The organism is Pseudomonas quercus, from assembly GCF_012033695.1.
Taxonomy (GTDB): Bacteria; Pseudomonadota; Gammaproteobacteria; order Pseudomonadales; family Pseudomonadaceae; genus Aquipseudomonas; species Aquipseudomonas quercus.
The window spans coordinates 17,960-36,142 of the sequence record NZ_JAAVJI010000022.1 but is presented as its reverse complement, the minus strand read 5'-3'; the positions used below and the strand labels follow the sequence as shown (position 1 = coordinate 36,142).

The window sequence follows — 18,183 nt, the reverse complement described above, 5'->3', positions numbered from 1 at the left end:
CCACTTTTCGGAAGCCGTTGCTGCCTTCCAGGTAGGCAGCAACGGCTGTGAGCTTGAACTGATCGGTGTACTTACCCATGGATCCTCCCAAGGTTGGGTAGGTGTCCAACTTCTTGGGGGCAGTCCACCCTGTGGGACCGGGCAAAGCCCGGGAACAAACGAGGCCCCGCCTAACCCTGCGCCACGCCGTCCGCCGGCCATGCGCCGGCATTCAACTCCCGTAACCGCTTGTACACGGTATTGCGGCTGACACCCAGCCGCCGTGCCACCTGCGAGATATTGCCATCGGTAGCACGCAGCAGCGCGTTGATGTCCTGTGCCGGGACTTCGACGACACGGGGTGGAAGTGGTGTGGGCAACGGCGCCAACAGTGCTTCAGGTAAATGCTCCAGTTCGATCAGCCCGTCATCGGCCATTGCCAAGGCTACCTGAACCACACTGCTCAATTGCCGCAGGTTGCCCGGCCATGAATGATTCATCAGGGCCTCGAAGGCCGCTTCGCTGAAGCCAGCGGTTTGTTCGGGCTGGCGGTGGTGCTGCCAGATCGCTTGAACCAGCTCCCGCCGATCACTGCGTTCGCGCAGAGGGGGAAGGCGCAAGGTGTATCCCGCGATCCGGTAGTAGAGGTCCTCACGGAACCGGCCTTCGGCCACGGCTTCCGCCAGGTGCCTATGGGTGGCGCAGATAACTCTGATATCTACCGCGACCGGGTCGCCACTCCCCAGCGGCTGTATGGCCCGCTCCTGCAGCACCCGTAGTAACCGGGCCTGGGTGGTCAGCGGCATGTCACCGATTTCATCGAAAAACAGCACGCCTTTGTCGGCCTTGCGGATCAGCCCGATGTTGCCTTTCTGGCTGGCGCCGGTGAACGCCCCTTTTTCATAGCCGAACAGCTCTGATTCCACCAGCTCGGCAGGAATGGCTGCACAGTTCACCGCGACCAGCGGCTGGCTGGAACGAGAGCTGGCCGCATGGAGGGCCTTGACCAGCATGTCCTTGCCTGCACCGGTTTCGCCACAGATCAGCAGCGGAATGTTCCGCTCCAGCAACCGGAGGCCTTTGCTGACCAACGCCTGCTGCTCGCTGACGGCTGCTGGCTTGAGCGAAGCAGGGCAGCGTGGCGGCTGAAGCAGGCATTGCAGCCGGCTACGCCCGGCCGCTAACAAAGGGAACGGCATACCCGCCGGGCGCTTGAGCAGCTCCCCCAGGCCTACCCTAAACAACCCCTCAATGTGCAGCCCGCGCGGGTCTTTGCCTAGTAGGGTGTCGGCGCGGCGGTTTGCGCCAGCCACCCGGCCGTCGGCATCGACCACCACAATGCCCGCCCAGGGGCTGTCCAGGTTGTTGCGGGCCGTATTGAACACCAGGCGGTAATGAGCGTCACTGAACCGGGCCTCCAACAGCGCGTTCTCTAGCGCCTGGGCCATCATCTTTACGGTACCCAAGGTATGGGAGGGCGGCAGGAAGCTGTCACTGGACAGGCCCAGCACACCCACCAATTGGCGGTCGGCACTATAGAGTGGTGCGGCAGACCCGCTCATGAACCGGTTGGCCGCCAGAAAATGCTCGTCGTGCTCCACATGCACCGCTTGGCCGCATACCAAGGCGGTGCCCAGCGCATTGCAGCCTACCTGGGCTTCGCTCCAGTCGGCGCCCGGCTGGAAAGCCTGTGCGTGTGCAGTGTCGAAACGAGGTGTTCCCCACCGCTGAAGTAGCCGCCCGTGCTCGTCGGCCAGTACCAGCAATGCCTGGATGGGTTCGAGTACGTGAGCATAGGCCGGTAGCACGTGCTGTTGCGCAAGGCTTAGCAACGCGCTACGCCGTGCCTGCCATTGAGCCACCAGGTGCGGCGCTGGCGAGCCGTGATTTGGTAAGGCCTGGCTACTCAGCCCCGCAGCCGTGGAACGGGCCCAGGCGTCGCGGATCGCGTGTTCGTGAACGATGCCACTGCTGTTTGGGGACATGGCCAGGCCCTTTATGGTTTTTTTTGTTCCACCAGTGTTGTTCAAACCTGAACATTGTCAACAGCTCCGCTGTTCAATTGTTCAGCGCCAGCTGTTCACTTTTGTTCAGTTGCTGGCCTTCCAGCGCAGCGGCAGGCCCTGGCATGGGCTTTTGTAAGGGTTGGCACGCTTGTGGCTACAGCTTGCGCATTACAACAACAAGGTTGCCGGCCATGGCACTGGAATTGCGCAATGTCTGCCGCATCGTGGATGGGCAGCGCTGGATCGACAACGCCAACCTGCGCTTCGAGGCGGGATCATTCAACGTGCTGCTGGGCCGTACCCTGTCCGGCAAAACCAGCCTGATGCGGCTGATGGCGGGCCTGGACAAGCCTGACGGTGGGCAGGTGCTGATGCACGGCAAGGACGTGACCGGCGTGCCTGTACGGGACCGCAAGGTGTCGATGGTGTATCAGCAGTTCATCAATTACCCCAACCTGACGGTGTACGAGAACATCGCTTCGCCACTGCGCCAGGCGCGCCTGGCGGCGGACGAGATCGATCAGCGGGTGCGCAACACGGCCAAGATGCTACGCATCGAGCGCTTTCTCGCGCGCCATCCCCTTGAACTGTCGGGTGGCCAGCAGCAGCGAACCGCGATGGCCCGGGCACTGGTGAAAGACGCCGAGCTCATCCTGTTCGATGAGCCCCTGGTCAACCTGGACTACAAGCTGCGTGAAGAGCTGCGCCTGGAAATGCGCGAGCTGTTCGCCGCGCGGCATACGATTGCGGTCTATGCCACCACGGAACCTAACGAAGCGCTCGCCTTGGGTGGCACCACCACCATCGTTCACGAAGGGCGGATCATTCAAAGCGGTGACACCTCGCAGGTGTATCAGCGGCCTACGGAAGTGCTGGCGGCGGAGCTGTTCTCCGAGCCTCCATTGAACCTGCTGCCGGGGCGCATCAGCGACGGTGAAACCAGCTTCGCCGACTTTGCCCACTTTCCACTCAACGTAGATTTGCAAGGCATAGGCGAAGGCGAGTTCCGCTTTGGCGTACGGCCCAGCCATATCAGCCTGGTGCCTTCCAATGATGACGACCTGGAACTGGCCGTTACGGTAGAGCTGGCTGAAATCAGCGGTTCGGAAACCTTCCTGCATGCGCGCAATGAACAGTGGCGCCTGGTGGCCCACTTGCCCGGCGTGCACGAGTTCGCGGTGGATGCGCCCATCAAGGTGTATATCCCCACTCATAAACTGTTCGTGTTCGAGCCAGGAGGGCGCCTGGTGCAGGCCCCCGGCCGGCGCGTGGCGAGGGTTGCCTGATGGCCGAGATCCGTTTGCAGCAACTGGCCCATAGTTACGCCCGCCAGCCCGTGGGGCCTGAGGATTACGCACTGCGCCAACTGGACCATATCTGGGAACAGGGCGGTGCCTATGCCTTGCTGGGGCCATCCGGGTGTGGGAAGTCCACCCTGCTCAATATCATTTCCGGTTTGCTCATCCCTTCAGAAGGGCAGGTGCTGTTCGACGGCAGGCGTGTGAACGAAATGACCCCTGAGCAGCGCAATATCGCCCAGGTGTTTCAGTTCCCGGTGGTGTACGACACCATGACAGTATTCGACAATTTGGCGTTTCCGCTGCGCAACCAGGGCATGGCCCCTGACCGTGTACGAAAGAAAGTCGAGGAAATTGCTGAAGTGCTGGAGCTTACGCCGGTGCTGGCCAAGAAAGCCCGCAACCTGAGTGCCGACGAAAAGCAAAAGGTGTCCATGGGCCGTGGCCTGGTGAGGGATGACGTGTCAGCCATCCTGTTCGATGAGCCCCTTACCGTGATCGACCCGCACTTGAAATGGAAACTGCGGCGCAAGCTCAAGCAGATCCATGAGCAGTTCAACATCACCATGGTGTACGTCACCCACGATCAGCTGGAAGCGTCTACCTTCGCCGACAAGATTGCCGTGATGTATGGCGGGCAGATCGTGCAGTTCGGCACCCCACGCGAGCTGTTCGAGAAACCGCGGCACAGCTTTGTGGGTTACTTCATCGGTAGCCCTGGCATGAACCTGATCGAGGTGACCGAGCACGAAGGCAGGCTGCGCTTTGGCGATATCACAGTTGCGCCGCCGGCAGGCCTGGCAGGGCGGCTGGGTGAGCTCAAGGGCCAGCGCTTGCAGCTGGGCATTCGCCCCGAATTCGTACGCATCTGGGACACCCCTTCGGAGCATACGCTGGCCGCTACCTTGCGCCACGTGGAGGACCTGGGCACCTACCGTATCGTGACCCTGGACCTGGGCGGGCAGCGGCTGATGGCGCGCTTGCCCGAAGACCGTCAGTTGCCTGAAGGCGAGATTCCCGTAAGTTTTCCGGCGCCCTGGCTGATGCTCTATGCCAACGACCTACTGGTGGAGGCCAACAATGAACAAGGTGCCTAACAACAAAGCCTGGTGGCTGGTGATGCCGGTGTTCATCCTGGTGGCGTTCAGCGCCATCGTGCCGATGATGACGGTGGTCAACTATTCGGTGCAGGACATTTTCGACAGCAGCAGCCGCTTTTTCGTAGGGGCAGACTGGTACCGGCAGGTGTTGCAAGACCCGCGCCTGCATGACTCCTTGCTGCGCCAATTCATCTACTCGGCCTGTGTGCTGGCCATCGAGATTCCCTTGGGTATCGCCATTGCCCTCACCATGCCCGCCAAGGGCAAGCGCGCCTCCCTGGTGCTCATCGTGATGGCCATTCCGCTCCTGATTCCGTGGAACGTAGTAGGGACTATCTGGCAGATCTTTGGCCGGGGCGATATCGGGTTGATGGGCTGGGGCCTGAATGCCATGGGTGTGGATTACAACTACGCCGCTCATACCCGTGATGCCTGGGGCACGGTGCTGGTCATGGACGTGTGGCACTGGACCTCCCTGGTGGCCTTGTTGTGCTACTCCGGCCTGCGCGCCATTCCGGATGTGTACTACCAAGCCGCCCGCATTGACCGGGCCTCGCCCTGGGCTGTGTTTCGGCACATTCAGCTGCCAAAGCTCAAAAGCGTGCTGCTGATCGCCGTGATGCTGCGGTTCATGGACAGCTTCATGATTTATACCGAGCCGTTCGTGCTCACCGGGGGAGGGCCCGGCAACGCGACCACCTTCCTGAGCCAGACACTGACCCAGATGGCAGTGGGGCAATTCGACCTGGGGCCAGCGGCAGCGTTTTCGCTGGTGTATTTCCTGATCATTCTGCTGGTGTCCTGGGTGTTCTACACCGCCATGACCCACACCGACCGGAACTAGGGAGCCACCACATGCGCAAACGAATCGGATTGCTGGCGTTCCTCACCTTCCTGTTGGTGCCGATCTACTGGCTGGTGAACATGTCATTCAAGACCAACACCGAAATCCTTGGGGGGCTGACGCTGTGGCCCAAGGATTTCACCCTGCAAAACTACCAGGTGATCTTTACAGACCCCAGCTGGTACGAGGGCTACCTGAATTCGCTGTCTTACGTGAGCCTGAACACCTTGATTTCGCTGTTGGTCGCGTTGCCTGCCGCCTACGCGTTCTCCCGGTACCGCTTTCTGGGCGACAAGCACTTGTTCTTCTGGCTCCTCACCAACCGAATGGCACCCCCGGCTGTATTTCTGCTGCCGTTTTTCCAGCTGTACTCCTCCATCGGCCTGTTCGACACGCCCTACGCAGTAGCCCTGGCCCACTGCCTGTTCAACGTACCGCTGGCGGTGTGGATTCTTGAGGGCTTCATGTCGGGCGTGCCTAAGGAAATCGACGAAACGGCGTACATCGATGGTTATGGCTTCTGGAAGTTTTTCCTGCGCATCTTTATCCCATTGATTGGTTCAGGCATTGGTGTGACCGCGTTCTTCTGCTTCATGTTCTCGTGGGTGGAGCTGCTGCTGGCGCGCACGCTTACCAGCGTGAACGCCAAACCTATCGCCGCCGTCATGACGCGCACGGTCTCTGCAGCAGGTATCGACTGGGGTGTGCTGGCGGCGGCAGGGGTGCTGACCATCCTGCCAGGTGTGCTGGTGATCTGGTTCGTTCGCAACCATGTGGCCAAAGGCTTCGCCTTGGGCCGTGTTTAAAGGAGCCGCACATGAGCTGGATGGCCTGGACCCTGCCTACCGCGCTATTTTTCATTGCTGTAGGGCTGCTGCTGGCGGCGATGACCACGATTGAGCTGCGCTGGCCTGGCGCTGAGCGGCGAGGTTTTCTGCCGATCGCTACCACGCGCGGTGATCGGTTGTTTATTGGCCTTCTGGGTAGTGCCTACCTTCACCTGGTGATCGTAGGGGCTACTGATTGGAGCATCTGGGTCGCTTCGGCGCTGTCCCTGGTGTGGTTGGCAGTAGTGATGCGTTGGGGCTGAAGCATTTGTACACAAGCCCTTGCTAGAACGGCGCCCGCCTTGGCTGGCGCCTACATCCCTCTTGGAGGTTCCCCATGTTCGAGAATAAAAACAACAGGCGACAGGGCATCACGCTGGCGGCCCTGCTGGTGTTCAGTGCCTACGGCTCGCTTGCCCTCGCGGACCAGTACGAAGATGCCGCCAAAAAGTGGATCGGCAGTGAATTCACGCCCTCCACGCTGACACCCGAGCAGCAGATGGCGGAGTTGAAATGGTTTATCGAGGCGGCCAAGCCGTTCCGGGGCATGGACATCAAGGTGGTGTCCGAAACCCTTACCACCCATGAATACGAATCCAAGGTGCTGGCCAAGGCCTTCACCGAGATCACCGGTATCAAGCTGACCCACGACCTGATCCAGGAAGGGGATGTGATCGAGAAGCTGCAGACGCAAATGCAGTCGGACCAGAACATTTACGATGGCTGGGTGAACGATTCGGACCTGATTGGCACCCATTTCCGTTATGGCAAGGTGGAGTCCTTGACCGACCTCATGGCCAACGAGGGTAAGAACTTTACCTCGCCCACCCTGGACCTTAACGACTTCATCGGCATTTCCTTCACCACCGCCCCGGACAAGAAAATCTACCAGTTGCCTGACCAGCAGTTCGCGAACCTGTACTGGTTCCGCGCCGACTGGTTCGAGCGGCCCGACCTGAAAGCGAAGTTCAAGGCCAAATACGGCTATGAGCTGGGCGTGCCGGTGAACTGGTCCGCCTATGAAGATATCGCCAAATTCTTCAGCGAAGACGTGAAGGAAATCGATGGCAAGCGGGTTTACGGCCACATGGATTACGGCAAGAAAGACCCGTCCCTGGGCTGGCGCTTCACCGATGCCTGGTTCTCCATGGCCGGCGGTGGCGATAAGGGGCTGCCCAACGGGCTACCCGTGGATGAGTGGGGCATTCGCGTAGAGGACTGCCGCCCGGTAGGGTCTAGTGTCACGCGCGGTGGTGATACCAACGGCCCTGCAGCGGTGTTCGCTACCCAGAAATACATCGACTGGCTCAAAGCCTATGCGCCGCCTCAAGCCGCAGGCATGACGTTCTCCGAAGCCGGGCCAGTACCTGCCCAAGGCGAAGTGGCCCAGCAGATTTTCTGGTACACCGCGTTCACGGCAGACATGACCAAGCCCGGGCTGCCGGTGGTTAACAGCGACGGCACGCCGAAATGGCGGATGGCCCCCTCACCTAAAGGGCCTTATTGGGAAGAGGGCATGAAGCTGGGCTACCAGGACACCGGCTCCTGGACGTTCTTCAAGTCCACCCCCGAGAAGCAGCGCCTGGCGGCCTGGCTGTATGCGCAGTTTGTAACGGCCAAGACCGTTTCGTTGAAAAAGACCATCGTTGGGCTTACGCCGATTCGCGAGTCTGACATCAACTCTCAGGCCATGACCGACTTGGCACCCAAACTGGGCGGGCTGGTGGAGTTCTATCGCAGCCCGGCACGGGTGCAGTGGACGCCAACCGGTACCAACGTGCCGGACTACCCCAAGCTGGCACAGCTGTGGTGGAAACATGTGTCGGATGCGGTTAGCGGCGAGAAGACAGCCCAGCAGGCACTGGATGGATTGGCAGCAGACCAGGACGCCATGCTCAAACGCCTGGAGCGGGCTCAATCCAGCTCAAGCTGCGGGCCTAAGCTGAACGAGGAAAAAACTGCGCAGTACTGGTTCGACCAACCAGGCGCCCCCAAACCAAAACTGGCCAACGAAAAACCTCAGGGCCAGACAGTGGGCTACAACGAACTGCTGAAGTCTTGGGAGGCGGCCAAGAAGTAGTCGACAAGGCGTATAAGCCGTTCGCGGGCTACTCCCGCTCCAACATAACAGGCGCCTGGCCTGGGTTGTGTAGGAGCGGGGGTAGCCCGCGAACGCGTTGAAGCATGTTTGCAGGCTACCTGCTGTCAGCCGTGCAATGCCTCTGCGGCATACAGGGTGTTTTCCAGCAGGCAGGCCCGGGTCATGGGGCCTACGCCGCCCGGCACAGGGGTGATCCAGCCCGCGCGGGGCAGGGCAGTCTCGTACACCACATCGCCTACCAGTTTGCCATCGTCCTGACGGTTAATGCCCACATCGATCACGATGGCGCCTGGCTTGATCCACTCACCCTTCACCAGCCCTGGCTTCCCAGCCGCCACCACAACAAGGTCAGCGCGACTTACGTGGTCGGCCAGGTCACGGGTAAAGCGATGGGTAACCGTTACGGTACAACCCCCCAGCAATAGCTCCATGGCCATGGGCCGGCCCACGATATTGGACGCACCTACCACCACGGCATTCATGCCGTACAGGTTCTGCCCCGTGCTTTCCAGCAGCGCCATGATGCCCTTGGGTGTGCAAGGGCGCAGCAAGGGGATGCGTTGCGCCAGGCGGCCTACGTTGTAGGGGTGGAAGCCATCCACGTCCTTGTCAGGGCGAATACGTTCCAGCAGCCCGGAAGCGTCCAAGCCTTCCGGCAAGGGCAGTTGCAGCAGGATACCGTCGATGGCTGGGTCGGCATTCAAACGGTCGATCAGCGCTTCCAGCTCGGCTTGGCCAGTGGTGCTGGGCAAGTCATACGCCTGGGACAGGAACCCCACTTCTTCGCAGTCCTTGCGCTTATGGGAAACGTATACCTGAGACGCAGGATCGGTACCCACCAGGATGACCGCCAGGCCGGGAATGCGCAGCCCTTGTTCCCGACGTGTTGCCACGTGCTGAGCGATCCGCTGGCGCAGGCTGGCGGCAATGCCCTTGCCGTCGATAAGTTGTGCTGTCATGACGCGTGATAAACCCTCGAAGGGGAAGAAGAAGTGCCGCTATTCTCGCACGCCAGGCAGTCAGGTCAAAGGCATCGCCACCTGGGAATCCGCTAACCCCTTTAATTCAATGCATTTTTTTCCAAAAAACAGTTGACGGCCCAAAGGGGGGTCTATAAGATTCGTCGCACTTGTCGGGCAGGGCCTAACGCTGGCGCAAGTAGCCGCAGAAAACCTCTTGTTCATCAATTGGTTGGAAGGCATTGACGCGGTAACGGCTTTTTCGCTTCAGCCTGAAGTCGAAATACCGAGCGCCCGTAGCTCAGCTGGATAGAGCATCCGCCTTCTAAGCGGATGGTCGCAGGTTCGAGTCCTGCCGGGTGCGCCATTCAGGCAGCTTCGGTACAAGTGATGCAATATGGTGGGCGTAGCTCAGTTGGTAGAGCGCTGGATTGTGATTCCAGTTGTCGTGGGTTCGATTCCCATCGTCCACCCCATATTTGTAGGAAGGCGCCTTACGCAAGTGTGGCGCCTTTGCTTTAAGCGTTTTGCGGACGTGGTGAAATTGGTAGACACACTGGATTTAGGTTCCAGCGGCGCAAGCTGTAAGAGTTCGAGTCTCTTCGTCCGCACCATATTACAAATCAAGCACTTACGAGCTTGAGCGCTTCACCAGTGTGACCCACTGGATTATCACTGTAGCGAGATTGTGACATCGGCTTGTCGAGCACACTGACCGCATCCCGCACCCTGGCCGGTGCAAGGTGCGCGTACCGCTCAGTCATCTGCACCGTCGAGTGCCCCAGCAAATCCCTGACCTCCATCAAGTGAACGCCTGCTGTTACCAGCCAGGCCGCACACGTATGGCGAAGGTCGTGGATAGTGAAGTCCTTGATGCCTACCTTGGCGCAAGCCGCCTCGAATCCCTCCGACACATCGACCGCTCGTTCCCCATCGCGCCTGGCAAACACCCAGGGTGTGGCAGGGCAGTAGGTCGCCCGCTCCGCCATCCGGCTCTTTATCGCCCCCATTGCCCCTTCGTTCAGCGGTATGCTGCGACGTTTCGAGGCTTTGGTGTTGGCGCCTTCCAAGTAGATCAGGCGGTTGGCCATATCAACCCGTCGCCACTCAAGCCCCAGCATCTCCTCCTTACGGCAACCGGTGCTCACGGCAAGCCGTATGAAGTCTTCAAGCAGGTCCCCATGCCTTTGCTGCCTGGCCACTCTGCACAGCGCTTCAGCCTCCGCCCGGGTGATCCAGCGTACCCGGCCTTCTGGCTCCTTCATCGTTCGGCCCTTCACAGGGTTGGGCAGTTGCCATTCCAACTCCGTCATGCACCAGTTGATTAATACTGTGACCGGTCTGTCCGTGGCCGGTAAAAAGGTTGTCGGGGCTTGCCAAGCAGCCATTGCAAACAGCGATGGCTCTCAGGCCGCCACCGGCTATGCCGTCAACCAGATTCTCATTACACTTCGTGCTCATGGGTTAATCGCGCCATAAACTTGCGAGTAGGATTACCGACCAAGCGCGGTTAGCACGGCGTCTGCAAGCAGGCGATGGCCAAAGTCATTTGGGTGATTGAGGCCATTACCCGTGACATCGTAAAAGCTTTTCCGCCTGAGCAGTAGCTCCCACAGCGAGCTCACATCTACGGCAGCAACATCCGTGAATTCATCCGTTATTTTTTCCAGTTCACCGAGATACTGCCGTAAGGCCTCTGGCTTCTGGATGGAGCTGGCAGGGTTCGCGAGCGTACCACTGACCAACAGAACGGGGACACTTGGCTGCGTGGAGCGTATAGCAGTGATCACCTTCGCTAGGTTTTCGTGGTATTCAGCCGGGCTAATCCCGTTCGAGTCGTTCATGCCAAAGGCGAGAATTATCAGGTCGCTCGGCTTATCCATTACGCGGTAGCTGACTGCTGCTGCAGCATTTCGCGTGCTCCATCCCCCTACCGAATTATTTCGGTATTGCCACATACCTGGGTTCATTTCGTTTAGCCTGGCCATGACCAGGCCTGCGTACCCCGGCTGGTTTGGTGCGACGTAGGAGGACGTTGCATTGGCCCCTTCTGTAATGGAGTCGCCAAACCAAGTAACGGCTGTCGGCTGCCTCCCTAGTAAATTGGAATGTGCGCCAAGACTTCCATAGACCTTCACCCTGAATACGTCTTTCTTCCGGTATGTTACGGCGTATTGGTATTGCTGGAATTCACGGGTTACCTTCACGCCATACAGTTTCCTATCCTGTTCAGGCATCGAATCAACGTAACCAGCCGGAGCTGACTTTATCAGTCCACCCTCTATGACCTCTATTCCGTCATCCGTGACTTTGTAATCCGATCCCTCCGAGTACACCTGCCCCGTGTTCGGGTTGAACACGTACTCTATCTTTTGAGGCTTGAACAAGAGCCGGTGTGTTTTTGTGTCACCAGAAAAAAAGGTCTCCCCGTAGACCGAATCCCCAGAAAGTGGGCTTTTTTCTATGGAAAACTTCCTTGACACATATATGCTGCAATCGAGATTTGAGCAAGAGTGATAGTTTTCATCCATCGGCGCGCCATCCGGCGAAACTGTCGCAAAAGCCGAGGTCGCCAGCATGGCTAGTCCAAGCATTAGGCTGTGGCGCATTTCCTGATTTTTCCTGATTTAGATCGGATGAAATTGTTAATCGGTTTTCAATGTAGAGATGAGCCAGCACGCCAACCACCTGGCAAGTCACAAGGTAGACGAGCAGATATATGGGAGCGGGCACCGTGACGAGTTCATGCTTGACCCAGAAGAATGCGAACCAAGGCGCCAATACACCGTGGCTCAGGTAAAGGCTGTAGGAGCATCGCCCAGCAGCAACAGAACGCTAGAGCGTGGCAGGCAGCCCTCTAGCCTTAGCATTGACCACACCAACAGAAAGGCAGGGAACCCCCAAGAGATAGGCCTAGTGTAGGCACTAGGAAGGGGAACCAAACCGAGAAGGTCGATCGTAAGAAAGAGGGGAATGCTCAACAGTGCTACAAACATCGCAATAGATTTGTTCATTAATACGCCGCGGGACGCTAAGCGATAAAGGAAAACCCCTAGGAAAAACTCGAAGATGATCGGGCTGGCGAAGGTCGCCGCCACAACCGACTTGCTAGAAAGCAGAAGGGCTCCAAATAAAATGACCACGACGCCAGATTCAATGCCTTCCAAAGATCTGGCCCGGAAAAGCAGCGCAGCCGTTATCGCAGCGTAGAAGACAAATTCCATCTGCAATGTCCAGCCAATCGTTAGAATCGGAGGCCTGGACCCGTGCGTGAATGTCAGCGTCTCGAATATCCAGCTTGGCTCTGCACGGTACACATTGTAAAAGTACGCTAGATCGACGGTAGGATCAGCTACCAAACCCTTCCCGACCACAAAGCAGCAAGCCACAACCGCCATGATCGTGACTGCGTACATTGGCCATATACGAGTCACCCGGCGCCACATGAACGAACCCGCCGACATAGTAGTCGCAGTTCCCTCCTTAAGCAGCCCGCCAAAAATGATGTATGGCATAATAAAGCCGCTGATCACGAAAAAGATGTCAACGCCGAAGCCGCCAAGGTTTGTGGTGTGTGGGGCCACGCCATAGATCTGCAAATTTGAGTGGCCATAAACCACGAGAATTGCGGCCAGAAATCGCAGATATTGAATGCTTTTGATCATGCGCCTGCTGCCTAATAGGGTGCGGCAGCGATTCTATACGCATCTTAGTCGTACCCAAAGAATTACAGATCCGTTTCGTTCGGTGGACCACTCACGTCACGCCCGGGCCAATGGGCGCTAGAAGCTCACGCCTCAGCAACGCCGCAAGATCCCGCCAGGGCATTTGCTCTGCCTGGATCGCTGCGGCGCACCTTCCCGGTGCTCGAAAGGGTGCCGCGCCTCACGCAGATCCTCCCTGGCATCACATGCCCGGCAACGGACCTGCTCATCGACTATTCCACAAGATGCTTTCCAGCGGTCCATTGAGTATCCCATGCGGATTAAATGTTTGTGTAGGGTAACCTCGCCAGGACGGCAGGGTGTCGGCGGGAGGTGCCGGGGAGGGTGCGTAAAAGGAGCGTGTACACGGCAAATGCACAGCGTGAACTGTGCGGGCTATTCTGAGACGGCTTATGAGGTGGTGTACGGCATAAGCTATTGATTATATTGGTGTTATGTCAGGCGAGCATGATCTAGGTTCCAGCGGCGCAAGCTGTAAGAGTTGGAAAGTATGACAAGGGGGCGGATACTTTCGCGCAGGATGTTACCCGCCAGGACTCAGTAATCCTCAACGTGCAACGCGCCTGTGCGGCAGCCTTGGATATGGGGCAGCACCTGATTCGCCGGGAACGGCTAGGCGTGCCTCAGAGCAGCCGTGATGTGTTCGAGCTATTGGCCCGCGGTGGCTGGTTGGAGGCGTCATTGTTGCCCTCCATGAAAAACATGGTGGGGTTCAGGAACATAGCGGTGCATGAATACCAATCGCTGCAATTGCCTATCGTGGTGTCAATTATTACGAAGCACTTGGGCGACTTCATGGCGTTCAGTTCGAGTATTCTGCGGCAGGATAGGGATAAGCGTCCCTTGTAAAGGCTTGGCCCAAAACAAGTTCTGTAAATCTCAGGCGCTCTGCGTTCATGTGGGAGCCTGGGCAGCGCGGGCGAACCGGATCTTTATTGGGCGGTGCTAGAGGCGGCCCCAAGCACCAGCAGGTCGTTTGCCTGTCAGGGCGCGCTACTGCCCCTCCCGCATCCACCGCTCGAACGTCACAAACCCATTGCGAGCCGCTTCGGCAGCGGCTTCGATGTCTTCGGGCGTAGTCACATCCTGAGACAAATGAGCGAGAAAGCCTTTCCACATCACTCCAGTGTCCGGCCCATACCCACGCAGCCACGCCAGTGGCAAAGGCGCCAGTTGTGGGGACAGCCGTTTGTAAAGGTAAGCGCCACCTAATGTGGCGCCCTCGCACACGTAAGCCAGGCCATAGGCAGCTGCCAGGCTAGTAGGCTGGGGCACATAAGGGCAATCCGGTTGGGGCGCTGTTTCGCCCAGGTCTTCCACCAACCAGGCGCTTTTCTGCCCACGTGCAGCGGTTGCCAGGTCAGCCGGCCACCGTAGGCCGGTGCCATACAGCTGCTGTTCCACCGGTCTCATCCAGCCCGCTACCCGTGCGGCGTAGGCCAGGTAATCCGCCTTGGAGAAATCGGGCGAGGTCAAGGGTGAGGCTGCATCGAGTGTGGCATGCAATTCCCGGGTGGCATCGCGCAGGGCGGCCAGGGCGGGGGAAGTGTCCGAGGCGATGATGGCGCGCTCCGCTGGAAAAAGAATCCCTGCAGAATACCAGCCCCTTACGCGCTGGCCTACCGCCATTGACCTGCCTAGGTGACCCCTCTGCAACACGGGTATAGAAAGTGGCCAGCACCCCTTGAATTTCAGGCGCTTCGCACGGGGTGACTTCTGTCAATCGAATCACTAGAATGCTTGCCCTTGATCTGGGGTCGGAATCGCCGGCTATCGTCTGTGCAACGAGGAATATCCATGCAAGTTTCTGTTGAAAACACTTCGGCGCTCGAGCGTCGCATGACCATCGGCGTTCCTGCCGAGCGCATCGAAACCGAAGTCAACAAGCGTCTGCAACAGACTGCCCGTAATGCCAAGGTACCGGGTTTCCGCCCTGGCAAGGTACCGATGAGCGTCATCCGCCAGCGTTACGAAGGCGCTGCGCGTCAGGAAGCCCTGAGCGACCTGATCCAGGCTACCTTCTACGAAGCTGTGGTCGAGCAGAAGCTGAACCCGGCCGGCAACCCCTCCGTAGAGCCTAAAGCCTTCGAGAAGGGCAAGGGCCTGGAATACGTCGCCACGTTCGAAGTGTTCCCCGAATTCACCGTGGCCGGTTTCGAAGGCATCAGCGTCGAGCGCCAGAGCGCCGATGTGAATGACGCCGACGTCGACAACATGCTGGATATCCTGCGCAAGCAGAATGTGCGTTATGAAGCGGTCGAGCGCGAAGCGCAAACCGATGACCAGGTAACCATCGATTTCGTAGGCAAGATCGACGGTGAAGCCTTCTCTGGTGGCTCGGCCACTGGCACTCAGCTGGTGCTGGGTTCCGGCCGCATGATTCCAGGCTTCGAAGATGGCCTGGTAGGCGCCAAGGCTGGTGAAGAGCGCGTATTGAACGTGACCTTCCCCGAGGACTACCAGAACCTGGACCTGGCCGGCAAGGCCGCTGAGTTCACCGTCACCGTCAACAGCGTTGCCGCGCCTGCGCTGCCAGAGCTGACCGACGAGTTCTTCGCCCAGTTCGGTATCAAGGAAGGCGGCATCGATGGCTTCCGTACCGAAGTTCGCAAGAACATGGAGCGTGAGCTGCGCCAGGCTATCAAGTCCAAGGTCAAGAACCAGGTCATGGATGGCTTGCTGGCCACCAACCCGATCGAAGCGCCGAAGGCCCTGCTGTCCAATGAAGTGGACCGCCTGCGGGTTCAGGCCGTGCAGCAGTTCGGTGGCAACATCAAGCCAGACCAACTGCCAGCTGAGCTCTTCGAAGAGCAGGCTCGCCGCCGTGTAGTGCTGGGCCTGATCGTGGCTGAAGTGGTCAAGCAGTTCGAACTCAAGCCAGACGACGCCCGCGTGCGCGAGCTGATCCAGGAAATGGCCTCGGCCTACCAGGAGCCTGAGCAGGTGGTGAGCTGGTACTACAAGAACGACGAGCAAATGAACGAAGTCCGTTCGGTTGTGCTCGAAGAACAAGTTGTGGATACTGTCTTGCAGAAAGCTAGTGTGACTGACAAAGCGGTCTCCTACGAAGAAGCAGTAAAACCGGCCCAGGCGACGCCTGAAGCCGAGTAAGACGGCCCAGCTTCGGAACAACCATAAGCCAGCCTTCGCGCTGGCTTATGCGTATCTAAGTCATCACTAATTGGGAGTGAGTGCAGGCATGTCCCGCAATTCTTATATTCAGAACGCTGACATCCAGGCCGCTGGTGGCCTGGTCCCGATGGTTATCGAGCAGTCTGCCCGTGGCGAACGCGCCTACGACATCTACTCTCGTCTTCTCAAGGAGCGGGTAATCTTCCTGATTGGGCCGGTCGAAGACTACATGGCCAACCTCGTAGCCGCCCAGTTGCTGTTCCTGGAGGCAGAGAACCCGGACAAGGACATCCATCTGTACATCAACTCGCCCGGTGGCTCGGTGACTGCAGGCATGTCGATCTACGACACTATGCAGTTCATCAAGCCAGACGTGTCCACTATCTGCATTGGCCAAGCCTGCAGCATGGGCGCGTTCCTGTTGGCCGGTGGGGCGAAAGGCAAGCGTTACTGCCTGCCGAACTCGCGCATGATGATTCACCAGCCACTGGGCGGTTTCCAGGGCCAGGCTTCGGACATCGACATCCATGCCCGGGAAATTCTCTCCATTCGTGCTCGGCTGAACGAATTGCTGGCTTACCACACCGGCCAGAACATCGAAACCATCGAGCAAGACACCAACCGTGACAACTTCATGAGCGCGGCACGTGCGGCCGAATACGGCCTCGTGGACTCAGTGCTCGATAAGCGGCAGATGCCCGCTTCACAGGCGTGAATCCAGCTTGGCGGGCTTTCCCGCCATTCGCGGGCTTGAAAAAGCCCGCAATTGCCTTCATCTTGTGTTTCAAGCCTACAGGATTGGATAGATCGAATGACTGACACCCGCAACGGCGAGGACAACGGCAAACTGCTTTATTGCTCCTTCTGCGGCAAAAGCCAGCATGAAGTACGCAAGTTGATTGCCGGCCCCTCGGTCTTCATCTGTGACGAATGCGTTGACCTGTGCAATGACATCATCCGCGAGGAGGTGCAGGAAGCCCAGGCAGAAAGCAGCTCTCACAAGTTGCCTTCGCCCAAGGAAATCAGCGGCATTCTGGACCAATATGTGATTGGTCAGCAGCGTGCCAAGAAGGTCCTTGCGGTCGCGGTGTACAACCACTACAAGCGGCTAAACCAGCGCGACAAGAAAAGTGATGACGTAGAGCTGGGCAAAAGCAACATTCTGCTCATCGGGCCGACCGGCTCGGGTAAAACGCTGCTGGCTGAAACCTTGGCCCGCCTGCTCAATGTACCCTTTACTATCGCAGACGCCACCACGTTGACCGAAGCCGGCTATGTGGGCGAGGACGTTGAAAACATTATTCAAAAGCTATTGCAGAAGTGCGACTACGACGTGGAAAAGGCCCAGATGGGCATTGTCTACATCGACGAGATCGACAAGATTTCGCGCAAGTCGGACAACCCGTCCATCACGCGCGACGTGTCGGGTGAGGGCGTGCAGCAGGCGTTGCTCAAGTTGATCGAGGGTACCGTGGCGTCCGTGCCTCCCCAGGGCGGGCGCAAGCATCCCCAGCAGGAATTCCTGCAGGTGGACACCCGCAACATCCTGTTCATCTGCGGCGGCGCTTTCTCGGGGCTGGAGAAAGTCATCCAGAACCGTTCCGCCAAGGGTGGCATTGGCTTCAACGCGGAAGTACGTAGCCGCGAAGAAGGCAAAAAGGTGGGCGAGTCGCTGCGTGAAGTTGAACCAGACGATCTGGTCAAGTTTGGCCTGATTCCTGAGTTCGTAGGCCGCTTGCCAGTATTGGCAACCCTCGACGAACTGGACGAAGCGGCGCTGGTACAGATCCTCACCGAGCCGAAGAACGCCTTGTCCAAGCAATACGGCAAGCTGTTCGAAATGGAAGGTGTGGACCTTGAGTTCCGCAACGACGCACTGAAATCCGTCGCTCGCAAGGCTCTGGAACGCAAAACCGGCGCGCGTGGGTTGCGTTCCATTCTTGAAGGCGTGTTGCTCGACACCATGTATGAAATTCCTTCCCAGAAGGATGTCAGCAAGGTGGTCATCGACGAAAGCGTCATCGAAGGTACGTCCAAGCCGCTGTTGATTTACGAGAACAGCGAGCCGCCTGCGAAGGCAGCGCCTGATGCGTGATGTACGCATTGCCGGCTTTTTGGGCTGAGCGATAGCAGAAAGGGCCTTCGGGCCCTTTTTTTGTTCAGGCGCCACGCTTGTTTTTTTCCGAGGCTACCCCCAGATTAGCCTCATGTT

Annotated in this window: 15 protein-coding genes, 3 tRNA genes and 1 pseudogene; 13 read left to right on the top strand and 6 right to left on the bottom strand. The window is 58.5% G+C overall.

What is annotated here, in order from left to right:
* Positions 1–170 precede the first annotated feature (170 nt).
* The gene (locus tag HBH25_RS22150; protein ID WP_168086112.1) at positions 171–1,964 is read right to left on the bottom strand and encodes a sigma-54-dependent Fis family transcriptional regulator; all 1,794 of its coding nucleotides are present in this window, start codon (positions 1,962–1,964) and stop codon (positions 171–173) included.
* A 212-nt stretch (positions 1,965–2,176) separates the two neighbouring features.
* Between HBH25_RS22150 and HBH25_RS22145 the strand changes: the two genes are divergently transcribed.
* From HBH25_RS22145 to HBH25_RS22120, 6 genes are all read left to right on the top strand, one after another.
* On the top strand, positions 2,177–3,271 hold the full coding sequence (locus tag HBH25_RS22145; protein ID WP_168086111.1) for an ABC transporter ATP-binding protein: 1,095 nt from the start codon (positions 2,177–2,179) through the stop codon (positions 3,269–3,271).
* Complete coding sequence (locus tag HBH25_RS22140) at positions 3,271–4,380, top strand: ABC transporter ATP-binding protein (protein ID WP_168086110.1); 1,110 nt, start codon at positions 3,271–3,273, stop codon at positions 4,378–4,380. The genes HBH25_RS22145 and HBH25_RS22140 overlap by 1 nt, the downstream gene beginning before the upstream one ends.
* Positions 4,364–5,227: a carbohydrate ABC transporter permease gene (locus tag HBH25_RS22135; protein WP_168086109.1), complete on the top strand. Its 864-nt coding sequence runs from the start codon at positions 4,364–4,366 to the stop codon at positions 5,225–5,227. The genes HBH25_RS22140 and HBH25_RS22135 overlap by 17 nt, the downstream gene beginning before the upstream one ends.
* Positions 5,228–5,238: 11 nt before the next feature.
* Positions 5,239–6,033: a carbohydrate ABC transporter permease gene (locus HBH25_RS22130; protein ID WP_168086108.1), complete on the top strand. Its 795-nt coding sequence runs from the start codon at positions 5,239–5,241 to the stop codon at positions 6,031–6,033.
* Between the two features lie 11 nt (positions 6,034–6,044).
* Positions 6,045–6,317: a DUF2160 domain-containing protein gene (locus tag HBH25_RS22125; RefSeq protein ID WP_168086107.1), complete on the top strand. Its 273-nt coding sequence runs from the start codon at positions 6,045–6,047 to the stop codon at positions 6,315–6,317.
* A 74-nt stretch (positions 6,318–6,391) separates the two neighbouring features.
* Positions 6,392–8,134, top strand: coding sequence for an ABC transporter substrate-binding protein (locus tag HBH25_RS22120; protein ID WP_168086106.1), 1,743 nt, complete (start codon positions 6,392–6,394; stop codon positions 8,132–8,134).
* 125 nt (positions 8,135–8,259) lie between these two features.
* Here the strand turns inward: HBH25_RS22120 and folD are convergent, their stop codons facing one another.
* Complete coding sequence (gene folD, locus HBH25_RS22115; RefSeq protein ID WP_168086105.1) at positions 8,260–9,114, bottom strand: bifunctional methylenetetrahydrofolate dehydrogenase/methenyltetrahydrofolate cyclohydrolase FolD; 855 nt, start codon at positions 9,112–9,114, stop codon at positions 8,260–8,262.
* Positions 9,115–9,404: 290 nt separating this feature from the next.
* Here folD and HBH25_RS22110 point away from each other — a divergent pair.
* The 3 genes from HBH25_RS22110 to HBH25_RS22100 all read left to right on the top strand — a co-directional run bounded on the left by HBH25_RS22110 (position 9,405) and on the right by HBH25_RS22100 (position 9,728).
* Positions 9,405–9,481 (top strand) — tRNA-Arg (locus HBH25_RS22110).
* Positions 9,482–9,514: 33 nt separating this feature from the next.
* A tRNA-His gene (locus tag HBH25_RS22105) sits at positions 9,515–9,590 on the top strand.
* A 53-nt stretch (positions 9,591–9,643) separates the two neighbouring features.
* A tRNA-Leu gene (locus HBH25_RS22100) sits at positions 9,644–9,728 on the top strand.
* A gap of 9 nt (positions 9,729–9,737) precedes the next feature.
* Here HBH25_RS22100 and HBH25_RS22095 read toward each other — a convergent pair.
* The 3 genes from HBH25_RS22095 to HBH25_RS22085 all read right to left on the bottom strand — a co-directional run bounded on the left by HBH25_RS22095 (position 9,738) and on the right by HBH25_RS22085 (position 12,779).
* Complete coding sequence (locus tag HBH25_RS22095) at positions 9,738–10,427, bottom strand: site-specific integrase (protein ID WP_229632007.1); 690 nt, start codon at positions 10,425–10,427, stop codon at positions 9,738–9,740.
* Positions 10,428–10,607: 180 nt separating this feature from the next.
* Positions 10,608–11,645: an SGNH/GDSL hydrolase family protein gene (locus tag HBH25_RS22090; protein WP_218585511.1), complete on the bottom strand. Its 1,038-nt coding sequence runs from the start codon at positions 11,643–11,645 to the stop codon at positions 10,608–10,610.
* A 261-nt stretch (positions 11,646–11,906) separates the two neighbouring features.
* Positions 11,907–12,779, bottom strand: a complete 873-nt coding sequence (locus HBH25_RS22085) for an acyltransferase family protein (RefSeq protein WP_168086102.1) — start codon at positions 12,777–12,779, stop codon at positions 11,907–11,909.
* Positions 12,780–13,334: 555 nt separating this feature from the next.
* On the opposite strand from HBH25_RS22085, the pseudogene hepT reads away from it, so the two are divergent.
* Positions 13,335–13,688: pseudogene (gene hepT, locus HBH25_RS22080) on the top strand (type VII toxin-antitoxin system HepT family RNase toxin); the annotation flags it as partial.
* 144 nt (positions 13,689–13,832) lie between these two features.
* Here the strand turns inward: hepT and HBH25_RS22075 are convergent.
* Positions 13,833–14,468 (bottom strand): biliverdin-producing heme oxygenase, encoded by a 636-nt coding sequence (locus tag HBH25_RS22075; protein ID WP_178089103.1) that lies wholly within the window; start codon positions 14,466–14,468, stop codon positions 13,833–13,835.
* 168 nt (positions 14,469–14,636) lie between these two features.
* On the opposite strand from HBH25_RS22075, the gene tig reads away from it, so the two are divergent.
* The 3 genes from tig (at position 14,637) to clpX (ending at position 18,066) form a co-directional block, all read left to right on the top strand.
* Complete coding sequence (tig, locus tag HBH25_RS22070) at positions 14,637–15,950, top strand: trigger factor (RefSeq protein WP_168086101.1); 1,314 nt, start codon at positions 14,637–14,639, stop codon at positions 15,948–15,950.
* A gap of 88 nt (positions 15,951–16,038) precedes the next feature.
* The gene (gene clpP, locus HBH25_RS22065; protein ID WP_168086100.1) at positions 16,039–16,686 is read left to right on the top strand and encodes an ATP-dependent Clp endopeptidase proteolytic subunit ClpP; all 648 of its coding nucleotides are present in this window, start codon (positions 16,039–16,041) and stop codon (positions 16,684–16,686) included.
* Between the two features lie 96 nt (positions 16,687–16,782).
* Positions 16,783–18,066, top strand: coding sequence for an ATP-dependent Clp protease ATP-binding subunit ClpX (gene clpX, locus HBH25_RS22060; protein ID WP_168086099.1), 1,284 nt, complete (start codon positions 16,783–16,785; stop codon positions 18,064–18,066).
* The last annotated feature ends 117 nt before the right edge of the window (positions 18,067–18,183 follow it).